The sequence below is a fragment of the Williamsia sp. Leaf354 genome, from assembly GCF_001424365.1.
GTDB lineage: Bacteria > Actinomycetota > Actinomycetes > Mycobacteriales > Mycobacteriaceae > Williamsia_A.
Genome location: NZ_LMPL01000001.1, coordinates 1,424,571 through 1,440,879, shown reverse-complemented (window position 1 = coordinate 1,440,879; position 16,309 = coordinate 1,424,571). Strand labels below are relative to the sequence as shown.

18 protein-coding genes are annotated in these 16,309 nt (G+C 69.2%); 7 read left to right on the top strand and 11 right to left on the bottom strand.

Going from position 1 to position 16,309, the window contains the following annotated elements; all coding sequences use genetic code 11:
• Positions 1-2: 2 nt before the first annotated feature.
• Positions 3-650: a transglycosylase family protein gene (locus tag ASG12_RS06955; RefSeq protein WP_055786753.1), complete on the top strand. Its 648-nt coding sequence runs from the start codon at positions 3-5 to the stop codon at positions 648-650.
• Positions 651-806: 156 nt separating this feature from the next.
• Here ASG12_RS06955 and ASG12_RS06950 read toward each other — a convergent pair whose 3' ends face one another.
• The 4 genes from ASG12_RS06950 to ASG12_RS06935 form a co-directional block, all read right to left on the bottom strand.
• Positions 807-1,244, bottom strand: coding sequence for a molybdenum cofactor biosynthesis protein MoaE (locus tag ASG12_RS06950; RefSeq protein ID WP_055786750.1), 438 nt, complete (start codon positions 1,242-1,244; stop codon positions 807-809).
• Positions 1,244-1,720, bottom strand: coding sequence for a MogA/MoaB family molybdenum cofactor biosynthesis protein (locus tag ASG12_RS06945; RefSeq protein WP_055786749.1), 477 nt, complete (start codon positions 1,718-1,720; stop codon positions 1,244-1,246). Before ASG12_RS06945 ends, ASG12_RS06950 begins: the two co-directional genes overlap by 1 nt.
• Positions 1,717-2,142 carry a cyclic pyranopterin monophosphate synthase MoaC gene (gene moaC / locus ASG12_RS06940; protein WP_055786745.1) on the bottom strand — a complete coding sequence of 142 codons (426 nt, stop codon included), beginning with the start codon at positions 2,140-2,142 and terminating at the stop codon, positions 1,717-1,719. The genes ASG12_RS06945 and moaC overlap by 4 nt, the downstream gene beginning before the upstream one ends.
• A 93-nt stretch (positions 2,143-2,235) precedes the next feature.
• On the bottom strand, positions 2,236-2,430 hold the full coding sequence (locus tag ASG12_RS06935; RefSeq protein WP_045824154.1) for a hypothetical protein: 195 nt from the start codon (positions 2,428-2,430) through the stop codon (positions 2,236-2,238).
• Between the two features lie 33 nt (positions 2,431-2,463).
• Between ASG12_RS06935 and ASG12_RS06930 the strand changes: the two genes are divergently transcribed.
• Entirely contained in the window at positions 2,464-4,827 is a 2,364-nt protein-coding gene (locus tag ASG12_RS06930; protein WP_055786740.1) for a helicase-associated domain-containing protein, read from the top strand.
• A gap of 61 nt (positions 4,828-4,888) precedes the next feature.
• Positions 4,889-6,541, top strand: a complete 1,653-nt coding sequence (locus tag ASG12_RS06925; RefSeq protein ID WP_055787853.1) for a DNA repair helicase XPB — start codon at positions 4,889-4,891, stop codon at positions 6,539-6,541.
• Positions 6,542-6,550: 9 nt separating this feature from the next.
• Here ASG12_RS06925 and ASG12_RS06920 read toward each other — a convergent pair whose 3' ends face one another.
• Positions 6,551-7,162 (bottom strand): LppU/SCO3897 family protein, encoded by a 612-nt coding sequence (locus ASG12_RS06920; RefSeq protein WP_156377949.1) that lies wholly within the window; start codon positions 7,160-7,162, stop codon positions 6,551-6,553.
• Between the two features lie 13 nt (positions 7,163-7,175).
• The gene (locus ASG12_RS06915) at positions 7,176-7,991 is read right to left on the bottom strand and encodes an LppU/SCO3897 family protein (protein ID WP_055786734.1); all 816 of its coding nucleotides are present in this window, start codon (positions 7,989-7,991) and stop codon (positions 7,176-7,178) included.
• A 115-nt stretch (positions 7,992-8,106) separates the two neighbouring features.
• Between ASG12_RS06915 and ASG12_RS06910 the strand changes: the two genes are divergently transcribed.
• A complete protein-coding gene (locus ASG12_RS06910) occupies positions 8,107-9,267 on the top strand; it encodes a pyridoxal phosphate-dependent aminotransferase (protein ID WP_055786731.1) in 1,161 nt (386 codons plus the stop codon).
• 48 nt (positions 9,268-9,315) lie between these two features.
• Positions 9,316-9,948 (top strand): alpha-ketoglutarate-dependent dioxygenase AlkB, encoded by a 633-nt coding sequence (locus ASG12_RS06905; protein WP_055787851.1) that lies wholly within the window; start codon positions 9,316-9,318, stop codon positions 9,946-9,948.
• A gap of 135 nt (positions 9,949-10,083) precedes the next feature.
• On the opposite strand, the gene ASG12_RS06900 is transcribed toward ASG12_RS06905, so the two are convergent.
• On the bottom strand, positions 10,084-10,827 hold the full coding sequence (locus ASG12_RS06900) for an LppU/SCO3897 family protein (protein ID WP_156377948.1): 744 nt from the start codon (positions 10,825-10,827) through the stop codon (positions 10,084-10,086).
• A 102-nt stretch (positions 10,828-10,929) separates the two neighbouring features.
• The gene (locus ASG12_RS06895) at positions 10,930-11,802 is read right to left on the bottom strand and encodes an oxidoreductase (protein ID WP_055786725.1); all 873 of its coding nucleotides are present in this window, start codon (positions 11,800-11,802) and stop codon (positions 10,930-10,932) included.
• Positions 11,803-11,846: 44 nt separating this feature from the next.
• Here ASG12_RS06895 and ASG12_RS06890 point away from each other — a divergent pair, with 44 nt between their 5' ends.
• Complete coding sequence (locus ASG12_RS06890; RefSeq protein WP_055787849.1) at positions 11,847-12,836, top strand: threo-3-hydroxy-L-aspartate ammonia-lyase; 990 nt, start codon at positions 11,847-11,849, stop codon at positions 12,834-12,836.
• Positions 12,837-12,845: 9 nt separating this feature from the next.
• Here ASG12_RS06890 and ASG12_RS06885 read toward each other — a convergent pair whose 3' ends face one another.
• Positions 12,846-14,630: an adenylate/guanylate cyclase domain-containing protein gene (locus ASG12_RS06885; protein ID WP_082501794.1), complete on the bottom strand. Its 1,785-nt coding sequence runs from the start codon at positions 14,628-14,630 to the stop codon at positions 12,846-12,848.
• 95 nt (positions 14,631-14,725) lie between these two features.
• Here ASG12_RS06885 and ASG12_RS06880 point away from each other — a divergent pair, with 95 nt between their 5' ends.
• Complete coding sequence (locus ASG12_RS06880) at positions 14,726-15,307, top strand: TetR/AcrR family transcriptional regulator (protein WP_055786718.1); 582 nt, start codon at positions 14,726-14,728, stop codon at positions 15,305-15,307.
• A gap of 4 nt (positions 15,308-15,311) precedes the next feature.
• Here the strand turns inward: ASG12_RS06880 and ASG12_RS21575 are convergent, their stop codons facing one another.
• Together ASG12_RS21575 and ASG12_RS06875 are read right to left on the bottom strand one after the other, a co-directional pair.
• The gene (locus ASG12_RS21575; protein WP_156377947.1) at positions 15,312-15,509 is read right to left on the bottom strand and encodes a hypothetical protein; all 198 of its coding nucleotides are present in this window, start codon (positions 15,507-15,509) and stop codon (positions 15,312-15,314) included.
• A gap of 164 nt (positions 15,510-15,673) precedes the next feature.
• The gene (locus ASG12_RS06875) at positions 15,674-16,225 is read right to left on the bottom strand and encodes a YceI family protein (protein ID WP_055786715.1); all 552 of its coding nucleotides are present in this window, start codon (positions 16,223-16,225) and stop codon (positions 15,674-15,676) included.
• Positions 16,226-16,309 lie beyond the last annotated feature (84 nt).

Below are 16,309 nucleotides of genomic sequence, written 5' to 3'. Positions count from 1 at the left end.
CTATGTCCGGACGTCATCGCAAGCAGTCATCCGCCACCCGTACCGTCGCCCGAGTGGCCGTGACCTCCGCCGTTCTCGGCGGTGGCGCCACCCTCCTCATGGGAGTGGGCAACGCCTCGGCCGCCACCGATTCCGAGTGGAACCAGGTCGCACAGTGTGAGTCGGGCGGCAACTGGGGAATCAACACCGGCAACGGCTACCAGGGTGGGCTGCAGTTCAGCCAGAGCACCTGGGCCGGCCACGGCGGCACCCAGTACGCACCCACGGCCAACGAGGCCACCAAGGAGCAGCAGATCGCCGTCGCCGAGCGCGTGCTCGCCGGCCAGGGCAAGGGCGCATGGCCCGTCTGCGGCACCGGCCTCGGCGCCCCGACCCCGCGTTCGGCCCCGACCGACGTGCCGAAGCTCCCTGAGTTCAAGGCGCCCGACTTCAACGGCAAGGCTTCGGCCCCCGTGAAGTCGCTGGAGGAGGCCGCACCGGCCAAGACCACCGCCGACGTCAAGAAGCAGGTCGACGAGGCTGTCGCCAAGCCCGGCGTGAACCCGGCCGTCGCCGCGTTCTGGGAGCAGGCCAAGCGGAGCGGTTTCCAGCTCGACGCCGGACAGATCGCTCTGTTCAACCAGAACAAGGGACTTCTCCCCCTGCCGTGATCTCCTGACACGGCTCGCAGTCGAAGGGCCCCGCACGTGACCTCGCCGTCCGTGCGGGGCCCTTTTCCATTCCCCGACCGTGCCAAAACTATCCGCCGAACGTGCCAAAACTATCCGCCGAGCGTGCCGAAAGTTTCCGCCGAACGTGCCGAAACGTCAGGCCGAGCCGACCCATTCGTCGGTGCCGTCGGCGAAGATCTGGTGTTTCCAGACCGGCAGTGCCTCTTTGACCTCGTCGACGAGGCGGGCGCAGGTGTCGAAGGCGGCGCGACGGTGGTCGGCCGCGACCGCGACGACGAGAGCCGCATCGCCGATCACGAGATCACCGACGCGATGCGAGACTGCGATCGCCCGCACACCGGCCGATTCCGCGGCGACCTTCGCGACGACCTCGGCGACCACGTCGCCGGCGGTGGGGTGCGCCGAGTAGTGCAGTGCGCGCACGTCGCGACCACCGTCATGGTTGCGGACCGCGCCGATGAACCCGACGACCGCGCCCGCGGCACCGCCGGCGGCGTCGACCACGGCACGCTCGTGGTCGGCGAGGTCGATGGGCGCGTCGGTCACGACAGCGCGTGCGACGACCGCGGTCATCAGTGGTCGCCGCCGCGGATCTGATCGAGAGCGTGGGCGAGCACCGGCTCGAGCACCGCGAGACCGTCCCTCACGCCGCCGGTGGAGCCGGGGAGGTTCACGATCAGCGTCGAGCCGGCGATACCCGCGGTGCCACGCGAGAGGATCGCGGTGGGCACCTTGTCGACACCCGCGGCGCGCACGGCGTCGGCCAATCCGGGGATCTCGCGGTCGAGGACGGCGCGGGTCTGTTCGGGCGTCAGGTCGGTCGGGTGCAGCCCGGTGCCGCCGGTGGTGATGATCAGCGACACCTGCGCCTCGACGCCGGCGCGGAGCGCGTCGCCGACACCGTCCCCGTCGGCCACCACGACGACGTCGTCGACCTCGATGGACCGTTCGGCGAGCCAAGCGGCGATCACGGGCCCGGTCCGGTCGGCGTAGACACCGGCCGCGGCGCGGGTCGAGGAGACGACGACGCGCGCGGTGTGGGCGGTCATCGCGACCAGGTGCCGCGTTTGCCGCCGGACTTGGTGAGCAGTCGGATGTCGGTCATGCTCGCCCACGGATCGAGTGCCTTGACCATGTCGTGCAGAGTCAGACCGGCGACGGCGACGGCGGTCAGCGCCTCCATCTCGACACCGGTGCGATCCGACGTCGCGGCGGTCGCGGTGACGTCGATGCTCGCGGCGGCGATCGTGAAATCGACGGTCACCGACGACAGCGCCACCTGATGGCACAGCGGGATCAGGTCGGGAGTGCGTTTGGCGCCCATGATGGCCGCGATGCGCGCGGTCGCGAGGGCGTCGCCCTTGGCGAGCGCGCCGTCGGACAGGGCGTCGATCACCTGGGCGGTGGTGCAGAACGTCCCACCGGCGACAGCGACACGGTCGCTGACCGACTTGCCCCCGACATCGACCATGCGCGCGGCCCCGGTCGCGTCGATATGCGTCAGACCGGAGGCGATGGGATCCCCGGGGAGGTCGTCACCCGGTGATCGCGGATCAGACACCGATCAGCGGTTGGGCGTGGTCTTGGCGTGCGTGTACGGCAGCTGGTCGACCGGCAGCGGGAACTCGACGTCACCGAAGGGCGACAGCGCTCCGGAGATGCTGGCGGCGAACTCCGACACGGCGTGCTCGTGATCACCCTCGTCCGACTGGGGCCAGCCGTTGTCGACGTATCTCTTCTTTTCAGCCACGGCGATCATTCTGCCATGGGAGCGGTCCCTATCATCGGTGGGATGAGTTCTGGGGATCGACGCGACGGCTCGATCGATGCCGCAGGTCCCGGCGGGCTCGCGGCCGACCTCGGCGCACGCACCGACGACCAGCTCGTCGCATTGATGGCGGCGCGCCCCGACCTCGCCAGTCCCCCACCCGCGGGCACTGCGGTCCTCGCCCAGCGCGCCCTGGCCGGACCGTCGATCAACCTCGCCGCCGACGATCTCGATCTGCTCACCGTGGCCGTGGCCGAGCAGACCATCCGCCTCGGCACCGACACCGATCGCCGACGCATCGGTGTCCCCACGTCGGTCGACGCGGTCGTCGCAGCGCTCGACGGACGGGCCGAGAAGGACGACATCGTCGCGCGACTCGACCTGCTGCGCACCCGCGCGCTCGTGTGGGGCACCGACACCGAGTTGATGACCGGCGCCCACACCCCCGCACTGCTGCCCACCCGGGCGCTGCATCTCACGGGCCCGTTGGCCGATCAGACCCTCGCCGACATCTCCGCGACGCTGTCGTCGGTGAGCGAACGCGAGCGGGAACTGTTGGACACCCTCGCCACCGGATCGCCGCTGGGTCGCACACGCGACGCCGCACCCGACGCCGACCCGCAGCGCCCCGTGCCGCGGCTGGTGTCGCTGGGGCTGCTGGCCCGCGTCGACGATCAGACCGTCGAGCTCCCACCCGTTCTCGGGCAGTTGCTGCGTGGCGAGAAGCCCAGCGAGCCACAGGATCTGCGCGAGCCCGCCCTGGTCCCGGTGACCGGAGCACGGAAGTTCACCGTCGCCGACGTCGAGGCCGCCGCCGGTGGCGAGGCCCTGGAACTGCTACGCCACCTCACCGACACCGTCGACGCGCTGGGCACCACACCCGCGCTGGTGTTGCGAGCGGGTGGCCTCGGCGTCCGGGAGCTGCGCAAGCTGAGCAAGACGACCGGGATCGACTCCACGCGTCAAGGTTTCGTGGTGGAACTGCTCGCCGGGGCCCGATTCATCGACAGCGGCTTCCCCGATCCGCCCCTGGAGAGCGGCGAGCCGGCGTGGGCACCGACGGTGTCGGCCGACCCGTGGCTCCACCAACCGCCCGAGCGGCGCTGGTTCGCCATCGCCGACGCCTGGCTGACGTTGCCGCGCCGGCCCTGGCAGATCGGCGAGGCGAGCACCGAGGGCGCACCGATCCCCTCGCTCGCCGGGGACCTCTACGATGTCTCGGCGGTGGTCGAGCGGCGAATGGTGTTGACCGCGTTGGCCGCCGGCGCGCCCGGCAAGTCGATCGACCCCGACGCGCTGATGGCCTTGATCGCCTGGCGACACCCCCGCTGGCAACGACGACTGTCTCGGCGGCTCGTCGATGCCACCCTGGAGGAGGCGCGCGCCCTCGGTCTCGTCGCGCACGGCGCCTTGACGGCGTCAGGGCGCGCGCTGTTGACGATGGCCGAGCGCGACGTCACCGCAGTCGACGTCGACAAGCCTGTCGTGGCCGCGATGGCCAAGGCGCTGCCCGATCCGATCGACTTCTTCCTCACTCAGGCCGACCTCACGGTCACCGCGCCCGGACCGCTCACCGCAGAGTTGTCGGCCGAACTCGCGCTCGTCGCCGATCTCGAATCCGGCGGCGCCGCATCGGTGTATCGCGTCACCGACACCTCGGTGCGTCGCGCCCTCGACACCGGCCGCACCGGCACCGAGCTCCTCGGATTCTTCACCGCGCACTCCAAGACCCCGGTGCCGCAATCGCTCGAGTACCTGATCGACGACGTCGCGCGGCGCCACGGCCAGCTGCGCGTCGGTGTCGCCTCGTCATTCATCCGGTGCGAGGACGCCACGACGCTGGCGGCGGTGTTGTCGTCGCCGGTCACCGAGGCGTTGGCGCTCCGGGCCCTCGCCCCCACCGTCGCGGTGTCGCAGGCACCGCTACGGCAGGTGCTCGACGAACTGCGCGCGGCCGGATTCGCGCCCGCGGGCGAGGACAGTGCGGGCGATCTGGTCGACCTGCGCGAGCGCGGCGCGCGTGTGCCCATCCAGCGCAATCAACGTCGTTCGGCCCGCCGACCACCCACCCCGAACGCCGACCAGCTGGCGACGGTCGTCACCCGCATGCGGATGCAGGACACCGCCGTCTCCGCGGTCCCGGCGCACTCGACGAGCGCGGTCCGTGCCGGCGGAGGCGAGCCGGCCACCGCCCTGTTGCAACTGGCGATGCGCGTGGGCCGCGAGGTGCGGATCGGCTACGTCGACGCGCACGGCTCGGCGAGCAAACACGTGGTCGTGCCGAAGCTCGTCGGTGCAGGTCAGCTCGTCGTGAACGATGCCGACGGCGCCGACGAGCGCTACGCCCTGCACCGCATCACCTCGGTGGAACTGCTCGAGGGCTCCTAGCTGCGAGGGCCCCGTCCCACCGGCCGCGACACGGTCTGCGAAAACCGTGGACAATGGATCGGTGACCGAAGGCCCTTTGATCGTCCAGTCCGACAAGACCCTGCTCCTCGAGGTCGACCACCCCGATGCGCCCGCCGCGCGTGGCGCGATCGCGCCGTTCGCCGAGCTCGAGCGTGCCCCCGAGCACGTGCACACCTACCGCATCACCCCGCTGGCGCTGTGGAACGCGCGCGCCGCCGGTCACGACGCCGAGCAGGTGGTCGACGCCCTGGTCAGCTTCTCCCGCTACGCGGTGCCGCAGCCGCTGCTGATGGACATCGTCGACACCATGGGCCGCTTCGGCCGTCTGCAGCTGGTGAAGAGCCCGGTGCACGGTCTCACGCTGGTCAGCCTCGATCGCGCGGTGCTCGAAGAGGTGATGCGGCACAAGAAGATCGCGCCGATGCTCGGCGCGCGGCTCGACGACGACACCGTCGTGGTGCATCCGTCGGAGCGCGGTCACATCAAGCAGTTGCTGCTCAAGATCGGTTGGCCGGCCGAGGATCTCGCCGGATACGTCGACGGCGAGGCCCATCCGATCGAGCTCGCCGAGACCGACTGGGAGCTGCGCGACTACCAGCAGATGGCGGCCGATTCGTTCTGGGCCGGCGGCTCGGGCGTCGTCGTGCTGCCCTGCGGCGCGGGCAAGACGATGGTCGGTGCCGCGGCGATGGCCAAGGCCGGTGCCACCACCCTGATCCTGGTGACGAACACCGTCGCCGGTCGGCAGTGGAAGCGCGAGCTCATCGCCCGTACTTCGCTGACCGAGGAGGAGATCGGCGAGTACTCCGGTGAGCGCAAGGAGATCCGTCCGGTCACCATCGCCACGTATCAGGTGATGACTCGTCGCTCGAAGGGCGAGTACCGCAACCTGGAGCTGTTCGACTCCCGCGACTGGGGACTCATCATCTACGACGAGGTGCACCTGCTGCCCGCGCCGGTGTTCCGGATGACCGCCGACCTGCAGTCGCGTCGCCGCCTCGGCCTCACCGCGACGCTGGTCCGCGAGGACGGTCGCGAGGGCGACGTGTTCAGCCTGATCGGGCCGAAACGCTATGACGCGCCGTGGAAGGACATCGAGGCACAGGGCTGGATCGCGCCCGCCGACTGCATCGAGGTCCGGGTCACGCTCACCGACGAGGAGCGGCTGCAGTACGCCGTGGCCGAGCCGGAGGAGAAGTACAAGCTCTGCTCGACCGCACACACCAAGGTCAACGTGGTGAAGTCGATCCTGGCGCGCCACGAGGATGCGCCCACACTGATCATCGGTGCCTACATCGACCAGCTCGAGGAACTCGGTGCCGCGCTCGACGCACCGGTGATCCAGGGGTCGACCAAGAACAAGGACCGCGAGATCCTGTTCGAGCAGTTCCGGCGCGGAGAGGTCTCGACGCTGGTGGTCAGCAAGGTCGCCAACTTCTCCATCGACCTGCCCGAAGCATCTGTGGCCGTGCAGGTCTCGGGGACGTTCGGGTCACGTCAGGAGGAGGCGCAACGCCTCGGCCGGCTGCTGCGACCGAAGAAGGACGGCGGTCAGGCCCACTTCTACTCGGTGGTCTCCCGCGACACCCTCGACGCCGACTACGCCGCGCACCGGCAGCGTTTCCTCGCCGAGCAGGGCTACGCCTACCGCATCACCGACGCCGACGACCTGCTCGGACCGGCGATCGGCTGAGCCGGCGGTTCAGGTGGGTGTGCCCGACGGCGGTGCAAGGCAGTAACCGACGGGGCGCGGCAGTGCGAACCCGACGGCGCGACTGCCGTCCGGACACTGCGGCGTGATGTCGCCCGCGGTCCGGCGGGCGACCTGCACGATGGTGTTCGATCCGCGGGCGATCGCGGTGCACGCACGGTCGACGAACGCCGATCGTGAGCCGATCTCGTAGCACCGACCTTCGCGCAGATTCGGTGACAGACACAGCGATCCGTCTCCGGACAGCGAGACCTGGTCGTAGGCCGGGCCCGGGCACCGCGACCGTGACAGGTCCGACGCGCTCGCGACGTAATAGGTGACCTCGTCACGGCCACAACTGGCCCGCCGGACGCTCACCTCGTCGTTGTCGGCGTTGCGCACCGAGACGCAGTCCCCGACGGCGACATCGTCCGTCGAGTCGACGCGGTTGTGGATGTTCGTGAACGCGAACACCGCGACCGCGATGACGAGCCCGAGGATCACGACCAGCGCGATCCAGAGGATCGGGGGCACCGCACGTCGTCGCGCCGACGGCAGCGGCGGGTATCCGCCGTAGGGCGATGGAGGGCCGAGAGGCGGCGGCCCGAAGCCGGGGTGGGTCACGGACGGGTTCCTGTCATTGCGGGGTCAGCAGGGATGCACAGTAGGTGAGCGGTGTCGGTCGGGTGAACTGCAGCGGCGTCCCCTGCGTGCAGACGTTCACCGACGCGGACTCGATCCGGTCGACCACCTTGATGGCCAGATTGCCCGCATTCGGAGAGGCTGTCGCACAGCCGATCTCGGCAAAGTCGACGATCGAACCGTTCGCGGTCGGGAAGACGTAACACTTGCCGGTCCGCAGATTCGGGACCAGGCAGAGCTTCCCGCGGTCGTCCTGGGTGAGTTGGGCGTCGAGGGGATCGCCGCAGACACTGAACTCACTGTCGGTCTTCTGCGCGACGATGAAGCTGAACGACTGCGCGTCGCACGAGGCCTTCTTCGGTGTCGCGTCGTCCTTCTCACCGGTCACGGTGATACAGCTTCCCACCGACACGTCGTCGATGCGGGTGATGGTGTCGCGCGTCAGCACAGCGGCGGCCACCACGATCGCGCCGATCAGCGCGATGATCACCCCGACGGCGAGCAGGACCCACTTCAGGCGGGAACGCCGCGGCGGTGGTGTGCCGTACGGGTTCATCCCGTAGCCCATCGCGGCCGACGGGACACCGGGACCGTACGGGCCGGGTGCCGCCGGGAACGGGGTGGGTTGTCCCGGGGGCGGGTAGTACGGCATCTGCGGCGCCGGGTTCGGGGCGCCGACGGGCGGGTACTGGGGAGGCGGGTAATACGGCACCGGATCGTGCGGGGGCGGATCGTGCGGGGGCGGCGGGACCGGCGGACCTCCGTCGGCCGGGGTCCATCCGGGCGGCGTCGAGTCCTCGGGACCGGTCATCACACTCTCTCCGCTTCCTCGGGTCTGCGCCGAATGGGGCTGCCCTCATCGGTACTGGGATCGAGACTACTGCCATCGTCGGGCAGCTCGCGGACGGTGTGACAGCCTGGAGTGCATGACCACCGTTGCCCGCCTGGCGCCGTTCGCGACCACGATCTTCGCCGAGATGTCGCAGCTGGCCGTCGAGCACGACGCCATCAACCTCGGTCAGGGTTTCCCCGACACCGACGGTCCGCAGTCCATGCTCGACGCCGCTCGTGCCGCGATCGCCGACGGCCAGAACCAGTACCCACCCGGCCCCGGTATCCCGGCGCTCCTTCAGGCGGTCGCCGATCACCAATCACGCCGCCTCGGAATCGATTATGACCCGCACACCGAGGTCCTCATCACCGTCGGCGCCACCGAGGCGATCGCGGCGGCCGTCGTCGGGCTGGTGGAACCCGGCCACGAGGTGGTCCTCATCGAGCCGTTCTACGACGCCTACGCCGCGGCGACCGCGATGGCCGGCGCATTCCGGTCCACCGTCCCGCTCGTCGCCGACGGTGACGGGTTCGTCCTCGACCGCGACGCCCTCGCGACGACCATCACCGACAGCACCGCCATGGTCATCGTCAACAGCCCGCACAACCCCACCGGGACGGTCCTCTCCGACGACGACCTCGCGGCGATCGCCGACGCCTGCATCCGCCACGACGTGATCGTGCTCAGCGACGAGGTCTACGAACACCTCATCTTCGACGGTCGCTCACACTCGACGATCGCGACGTTGCCGGGGATGGCCGAACGGACCTTGCGCGTGTCGAGCGCGGCCAAGACGTTCAACGTCACCGGGTGGAAGGTCGGCTGGATCTCGGGTCCCGCCCATCTCGTCGCCGCAGCACGCACGGCCAAGCAGTTCATGTCCTATGTCGGCAGCGGCCCCTTCCAGCCGGCGATCGCGCACGCGCTCAATCACGAGATGGAGTGGGTCGACGCGTCGTGCGCCGCGCTCGAGCGCAAGCGCGATCTGCTGTCGGGGGCGCTGCGCGAGGTGGGTTTCGACGTCCACCGGACCGAGGGCACGTTCTTCGTCTGCGCCGACCCGCGTCCCCTCGGCTACTCCGATGGCGAGCAGCTGTGCCGGGACCTGCCCGCACGGATCGGGGTCGCCGCGGTGCCGGTGAGCGCCTTCGTCGACCGGCGTGACAACTGGTCACACCTGGTCCGGTTCGCGTTCGCCAAGCGCGACGAGGTCCTACTCGAGGGGGCAGAGCGCCTGCGCGCGCTGCGACGATGATCGACCAACCCCCTCGCACAGGTGTTCGATCGTCGCTACACTGAGGCGATGAGTACGGCCGGGTTGCAGGGTTCCCTGTTCGACGAGGTGACCGATGAGCCCACCTGCGCCGACCTCGCGCCGATCGTCACGCGGCGCACCCTCACCGACGGCGCGTGGGTCGATGTCGCACCGGGATGGGTCGCCGGCGCTGCGCAGCTGCACGAGCGCCTCACTGACGACGTCCCGTGGCGGGCCGAGCGACGCGCCATGTACGACCGCGTCGTGGACGTGCCCCGGCTGCTGTGCCAGTACGGCGAGGGTGTCGCGCTACCCCATCCACTGCTCGTCACGATGCGCGACGCACTGTCCGAGCACTACCGCGGCGAACTCCCCGAGGGTTTCGCGACCGCCGGCCTGTGCCTCTATCGCGACGGATCCGACAGTGTGGCGTGGCACGGCGACACCATCGGACGCGGAAGCACCGAGGACACGATGGTGGCGATCGTGTCGCTCGGCGCGCCCCGCCCGCTGATGCTGCGCCCGCGCGGGGGCGGCGCATCCCTGAAGTTCGTTGTCGCGCAGGGTGACCTGCTCGTCATGGGCGGGAGCTGCCAACGCACCTGGGAGCACGCGATACCCAAGATCACCGGCGTCGGCCCGAGAATCAGCGTGCAGTTCCGCCCCACCGGGGTGTGGTGACCTCGACGACGGTCACCCTCGACCACCCCCGACTGTGCCGAAACTCTTCGCCGAGTGTGCCAATCCTCGTCGTCAGCCCCCGCTGCGTCGTCAGCACACTCGACTCGAGTTTCGTCACAGTCAGCATCTGGGTGGCTAGCCGGTGGAGTTGTTCACCGCGAGGCAGTAACCGAGTGGTGTGGGCTTCTCGAATGTGATGGGAATGCCGTCGGTGCAGTCGATCTCGGTGGCGTCCTCGCGGTTCTTCACCGTCACCACCTGGGCTCCGCCCTCGGCCGGCTTGGCGCCGCACTCGACCTCGGTGAAGTCGGTGATCGATCCGCCCGGACCGGCGAGCTGATAGCACTTGTCCACCTGCATGTTCGGCACCAGGCACAACTTGCCCTTGTCCTCCTGCGTCAGCTGGGAGTACTGCTCGTTGGCGCAGTTCGCACCGCCGTCGACCTTCTCGGCGACGACGAAGTTGAATGTGTCGCTGCCGCAGTCGACCGTCTTCGGCTTGGCGGCGGTGCTGCTGCCGCTCACGGTGATGCAGTCACCGGCCTTCGCGTCGTTGATGTCGGTGATGGTGTCCTTCGAGGCGACCACGCCGATGATCACGACGACCACGAGAAGCACCACCACGACGCCGCCGATGATGGCGAACAACTTCTTGCGCGACTTCTTCGGAGGTGCGCCGTAAGGCGCAGCACCGTAGGGCGGGGGCGCTCCGTAGGGCGCGGCGCCGGGGCCTCCGGGCTGCGGCGGGACCCCACCGGGAGGGATCGGTGCCGATCCGGGCGGCCCTGCCTCCGGGTATGTCGGCGGGTACGTCGGGGGCTCACCCGCGGGGATCGGCGGTGACGGCTGGTCCGGCTTCGGATCATCAGGACTGGTCACGACTGTTCTCCGATCATCGCGGGCGGTGATCGGAGAGAAGTTACAGCGCCTTCCGATCGAAAGCGACTGTTACCGACGGGTGCGAACGTGTCCTCGTGGCCGTCAGAGGTCGAAGGTGACGCCCGTCAGTTTCTCCGATGCGACCCACAACGACTGGGCCACACTCTCGTTGCGCGCCTTCGGCAACGGTTTGGTGAGCGTGGGCGCGCCCCGCAGGCCGCCGAGACCACGCGGACCGTAGAACGCCCCCGACGCCGCCTCGGGCGAACTCGCCGCGTACAGCTCGGGCAGCGCGCCGTCGGCCGCCGACTGGGCGACGAGATTGCTCAGCTTCATGAACCGGTCGTAGAACGACTCGGTGTGCGACTGCAGATTCGTGCTGGCGTAGCCGGGATGGGCGCACATCGACGACACCGCCGACCCCGACCGGCCGAGCTTGCGCGCCAGTTCGAACGCGAACATGAGGTTCGCGAGCTTCGACTGACCGTAGGCCGACCAGCGCTCGTAGCGGCGACGGTCGTAGTTGAGGTCGTCGAGATCGATCTTGCCGATCGCATGGGCGAACGACGACACCGTGACCACCCGATCGGTGATCTTCGGCAGCAGCAGCCCGGTCAACGCGAAGTGACCGAGATGATTTGTACCGAACTGCATCTCGAAGCCATCGGCGGTGCGCGACTTCGGGACGGCCATCACGCCGGCGTTGTTGATCAGTACGTCGAGGTGGTCGACGCGGGCGGCGAACGCCCGCACCGACGACAGGTCGGCGAGATCGAGCGCGGCCACCGAGGCATTCGGTCCGATCTCGGCGGCGACAGGCTCGGCCTTCGACACCGTGCGGCATGCGAGGATCACCGTCGCTCCCGCGGCGCCGAGAGCCTTCGCCGCCTGGGCGCCGAGACCACTGTTGGCGCCGGTGATGACCACCGTGCGGCCGGTCTGATCCGGGATGTCGTTCGTCGACCATGTGCTCACGCGCCGATGCTACCCGGGCGCCGCGCGTGGGTAGGGTCGCGATCATGGCCGACCCCGTGACCCCGGAGCCACCGACCCCGGAGCCGTTGACGTTCACCGATGTCAGCGACGCCGCATCCACGCTCGCCGGTGTCGCCCACCGCACCCCGGTGCTCACCTCCGGCGCGATCGACGCCGCCGCCGGCGCGCACCTGTTCTGCAAGTGCGAGAACCTGCAGCGCATGGGCGCCTTCAAGTTTCGTGGCGCCTACACCGCTGTTGCACGTCTCGACCCGCAGGTGCGCGAGCGGGGAGTCGTGACCTTCTCCTCGGGCAATCATGCGCAGGCGTTGTCGCTGGCCGCGCGACTGCACGGCATCGACGCGACCATCGTGATGCCGCACGACGCACCCGCACCCAAGGTCGCCGCGACGCAGGGGTACGGCGGCACCATCGTGCGCTACGACCGGTACACCGAGGACCGCACCGCGATCGCGATGGAGATCGCCGAGCGGACCGGGGCGACGGTGATCCCGCCGTACGACCATCCCGACGTGATCGCCGGCCAGGGCACCGCGGCGCTCGAACTGCTCACCGACGTGACCGATCTCGACGTCCTGCTGGTGCCGCTGGGCGGGGGCGGGCTGCTCAGCGGCTCACTGCTCGCCGCGGGAGGTCTGGCCCCCGACACCCGCGTCTACGGGGTGGAGCCGGCGGCCGGTGACGACGGTCTGCGGTCGCTGCGATCGGGATCGATCGTCACGATCGACCCGCCGCGCACCATCGCCGACGGCGCCCAGACCACCCATCTCGGCGACCACACGTTCGGCGTCATCGCCGAGCGGGTCACCGACATCCTCACGGTCGAGGATTCCGAACTGATAACCGCGATGCAGCTCGTGGCGACACGCGCCAAGCTCGTGATCGAACCGACCGCGGCGCTGGGGGTGGCCGCCGCGCTCGACCCCCGACACGGGTTCAGCGGTCTGCGCATCGGCGTGATCCTGTCCGGCGGCAACGTCGATCTCGCGCGCCTGGCGGCCCCGACACCATAGACCGCAGGCTCAGCGGCGGCCGCGCAGGATCGACAGGGGCTTGCGGATCAGTCCGTCGACGAGCTCGGTGATCGGCGACTCCCCGTCGGGCAGGAGGTCGATCGGGGCGAACAGCTCGGTCGCCGCGCCCCGGCCGCGCAGGGTGACCGCACCCATCGACACCCATTCCCACATCTCGTCGTGCGCCACGATCTCGGATCCGGCGTCGTCGTCGTCCTCGTCGCCGGTCGCGGGTGCATCGCCGAGCAGATCCGCGACCGCCGCACCGCCGGCGAGCACGTTGGACTTGGCGCTCTTCGCCACCTCGGCGAGGCGCGCGCACTCGTTCACCGGATCGCCGATCACGGTGTACTCGTAGCGGGTCTCGGCGCCGATGTTGCCGGCGAACACGCGCCCGGCGGACACACCGATACCCACCCGCAACGGGTGCAGCGCCTCGAGTTCGGCACCGAGTTCCCGGGCGGCGCGCAACGCCGCGGCCGACGGGTCGTCGATGGCGTTGGGTGCACCGAACACCGCGAGGGCGGCGTCGCCCTCGAACTTGTTGATGAAGCCGTGGTGGCGTTCGACGACCTCGGCGACGATGGTGAAGAACCGGTTGAGCATCTCGGCGACCACGGTGGGGTCGGCCGACTCGGCGAATCGGGTGGATCCCTCGATGTCGACGAACAGCACACCGACGTCGGTGTTGACGCCGTGCATGCCGACGTCGTGCGACAGCGCCTGCGCGGCGACCTCGCTGCCGACGTGGCGCGCGAACAGATCGCGCAGCCGCTCGCGTTCGGTGAGGCCGTCCACCATCTCGTTGAAGCCGTGCTGTAGCACGCCGAGTTCGGACGAGTCGTAGACGTCGACCTTCGTGTCGTATTCGCCCTCCCCCACACGGTCGACGGCACGCCGCATACCGCGCAGGGGGTCGGTGATCGACTTCGACACCAGCGCGATCGCGCGGGCACCACTGAGGAGACAGACCGCGGCGAGGACCACGGTGGGGACGTCGAGTGCGGTGTGGCTCGGCGGCACCCAGCCGATCGCACGGCCGATGTTCATCATCAGCATCCCGACCAGGGGCACGCCGCTGCACACCACCCAGAGCACGATCATGCGTTCGCGAACGCCGAGCATGGGGCGACGCGGCGGGGCGTCACGCATGGCCGCGGCGACCACGGGACGGCCCGCGCGCTCGAGCACCATGTAGGTGACACAACCCGAGGACGCGCCGGCGAGCGCGAAGGCGCAGCTGACGATGGCCATCTGGATGGGTGATGCGTCGGCGCTGACCACCGCGTACGTCAGGACACCGGCGGCCCAGCCCATCGCGGTCGCGACGACGCCGTGCATGGGCATCCGTTGCACCGAGCGTCGGCGATGGGCGTCGGCGGGCGCACCGCTGGTGAACCACGCGGTCTGCGGGCGCACCATCGAGACGCCGGCGATGAGGTCGACGACCACCCCGACGATCAGCGCGAGGGTGACCGCGACGATCGACGTCCCGTCCTCGGAGATCAACGACAGATCGCCGCCACTGGTGACCAGGGCGACAAGGATGACCGTCTCGATGCCGACCGCGACATTGGCGACCACGATGCCGAGTACCGCGATCGTCATGAGCCGACGTGCCACGGTCCGTCGTTCGGCCGGATCGATCGACTCCCAGTCGCGCCCGGCGAACGGATAGTCACCGGCGACCGACCGCACCAGGCCGAAACCCGGGAGTCGGGAGGGGTTGAGGAGGCGCTCGCGCGCGCTGCGGCCACCGAGCCGACGCACCCGCGCCGTCGCACGTCCTGTCATCTCGATCACCGCCTCCCCCGAGTCCGCATCGTCTAACGCAATAGCTTTTGCGAAAGCGTACATAACGCAACCGACATTGCGTTAGGCTCGGCCGCGTGGCAACCCCCCAGAAGACCCATCGCCGCGGCAAAGCGGTTGTCGACGGGGTGCTCAACGCCGCGGTGAACGAACTGCTCAACACCGGTTTCGACGGTGTCACGATCGCATCGGTGGCCGAGGCCGCGGGCGTACATGTGACATCGGTCTACCGGCGCTGGAAAACCAAGGAACAGCTCATCACCGATGCGCTGCTCAGCCACATCGACATCGGTTCGGTGACCGTTCCCGACACCGGGAACCTCCGCAGCGACCTGTTCGAGCTCACGATCGGGCTGCGCGACTCGCTCTCGGCGCCGCAGAGCAAGGCCCTGCTGCGCCTGGCGACCATGTCGATCGACTTCGACCGGCTCGACGAGGCGCGGCAGCGACTCGTCGACGACCGCATGACCACCGTCGGGGTGATCCTCGAGCGAGCCGTGGCCCGCGGCGAGATCACCGACACCGTCGATCACCGGCTCGCGCTCGAGTCGCTCTACGCGCCGATCTACGCACGACTGCTCCTCACGCACCAACAGGTCGACGAGGAGTATCTGACCGGCCTCGTCGACCTGCTGGTGCACGGCATCGCGCCCCGCTGATCGATCAGCGGCGGAGCACGAGCTGGTGGTAGGCCGCGCGGTACGCGGCACGCTCGATCTCACGCCGGTTCTGTCGACGCAGATGTCGTTGCAGCCGTTCCTCGCCGGTCAGCTCCACCGGCTCGCGCCGCGGACGCAGACGCGTCCACACCGACCGCAGGTCGAGGCCGCGGGGCGTCCATGCAACGTGTGATGCACTCATCGTCTCTCCTCCGATCGGTGTTTTCCTGCAACACATTTCACCGATGAAGGTAGACGTCTCGTTCAGGCACGTCGACTGATTTGATTGCCCCGGAAAAGGATTGGCGCGGCCACCCTCGCGTCTGCAAGGATGGCCGCGCCGATCTTTGAGCGCCGGGCCCGCTGTCAGGCAGCTTTGAGTGCCTCGATCTCGAGGGTGATGGTGATCTTGTCGCCGACCACGGCGCCGCCGGTCTCGAGCGGCATGTCGATGTCGATGCCGAAGTCCTTGCGGTTCAACTCGACCGAGGCCTCGAAGCCCGCGACCTCACCGTGGCCCATGCCGGGGTTGACGCCGTTGAACTCGAGGTCGAGATCGACCGACTTGGTGACGCCCTTGAGGGTGAAGTCGCCGGTGAGGACGTAGTCGCCGCCCTTCTTCGCGACCGACTTCGAGACGAAGGTGGCCGTGGGGTGGGTGTCGGCGTCGAAGAAGTCGGCGGACTTGATGTGGCCGTCGCGCTGCTCGTTCTTGGTGTTGATCGAGGTGACGTCGATCTCGGCGGTGACCGACGGGGTGCCGTCGGCGGCGATGGTGATCGCGCCGCTGAAGGTGTCGAACGTGCCCCGCACCTTGCTGACGACGAGGTGGCGGACCGAGAAGGCGATCGCCGAGTGGACCGGATCGATGTTCCAGGTGCCCGCGGCGAGATCGGTGGTGGTGATGGTGTCGGCCATGAGGTTTCTCCTACAGGGATGGTGTGAACCGGGGCGGTTCGCGTTGCTGACACCCATTCAACCGGACCGCGGTCCGGATGTATT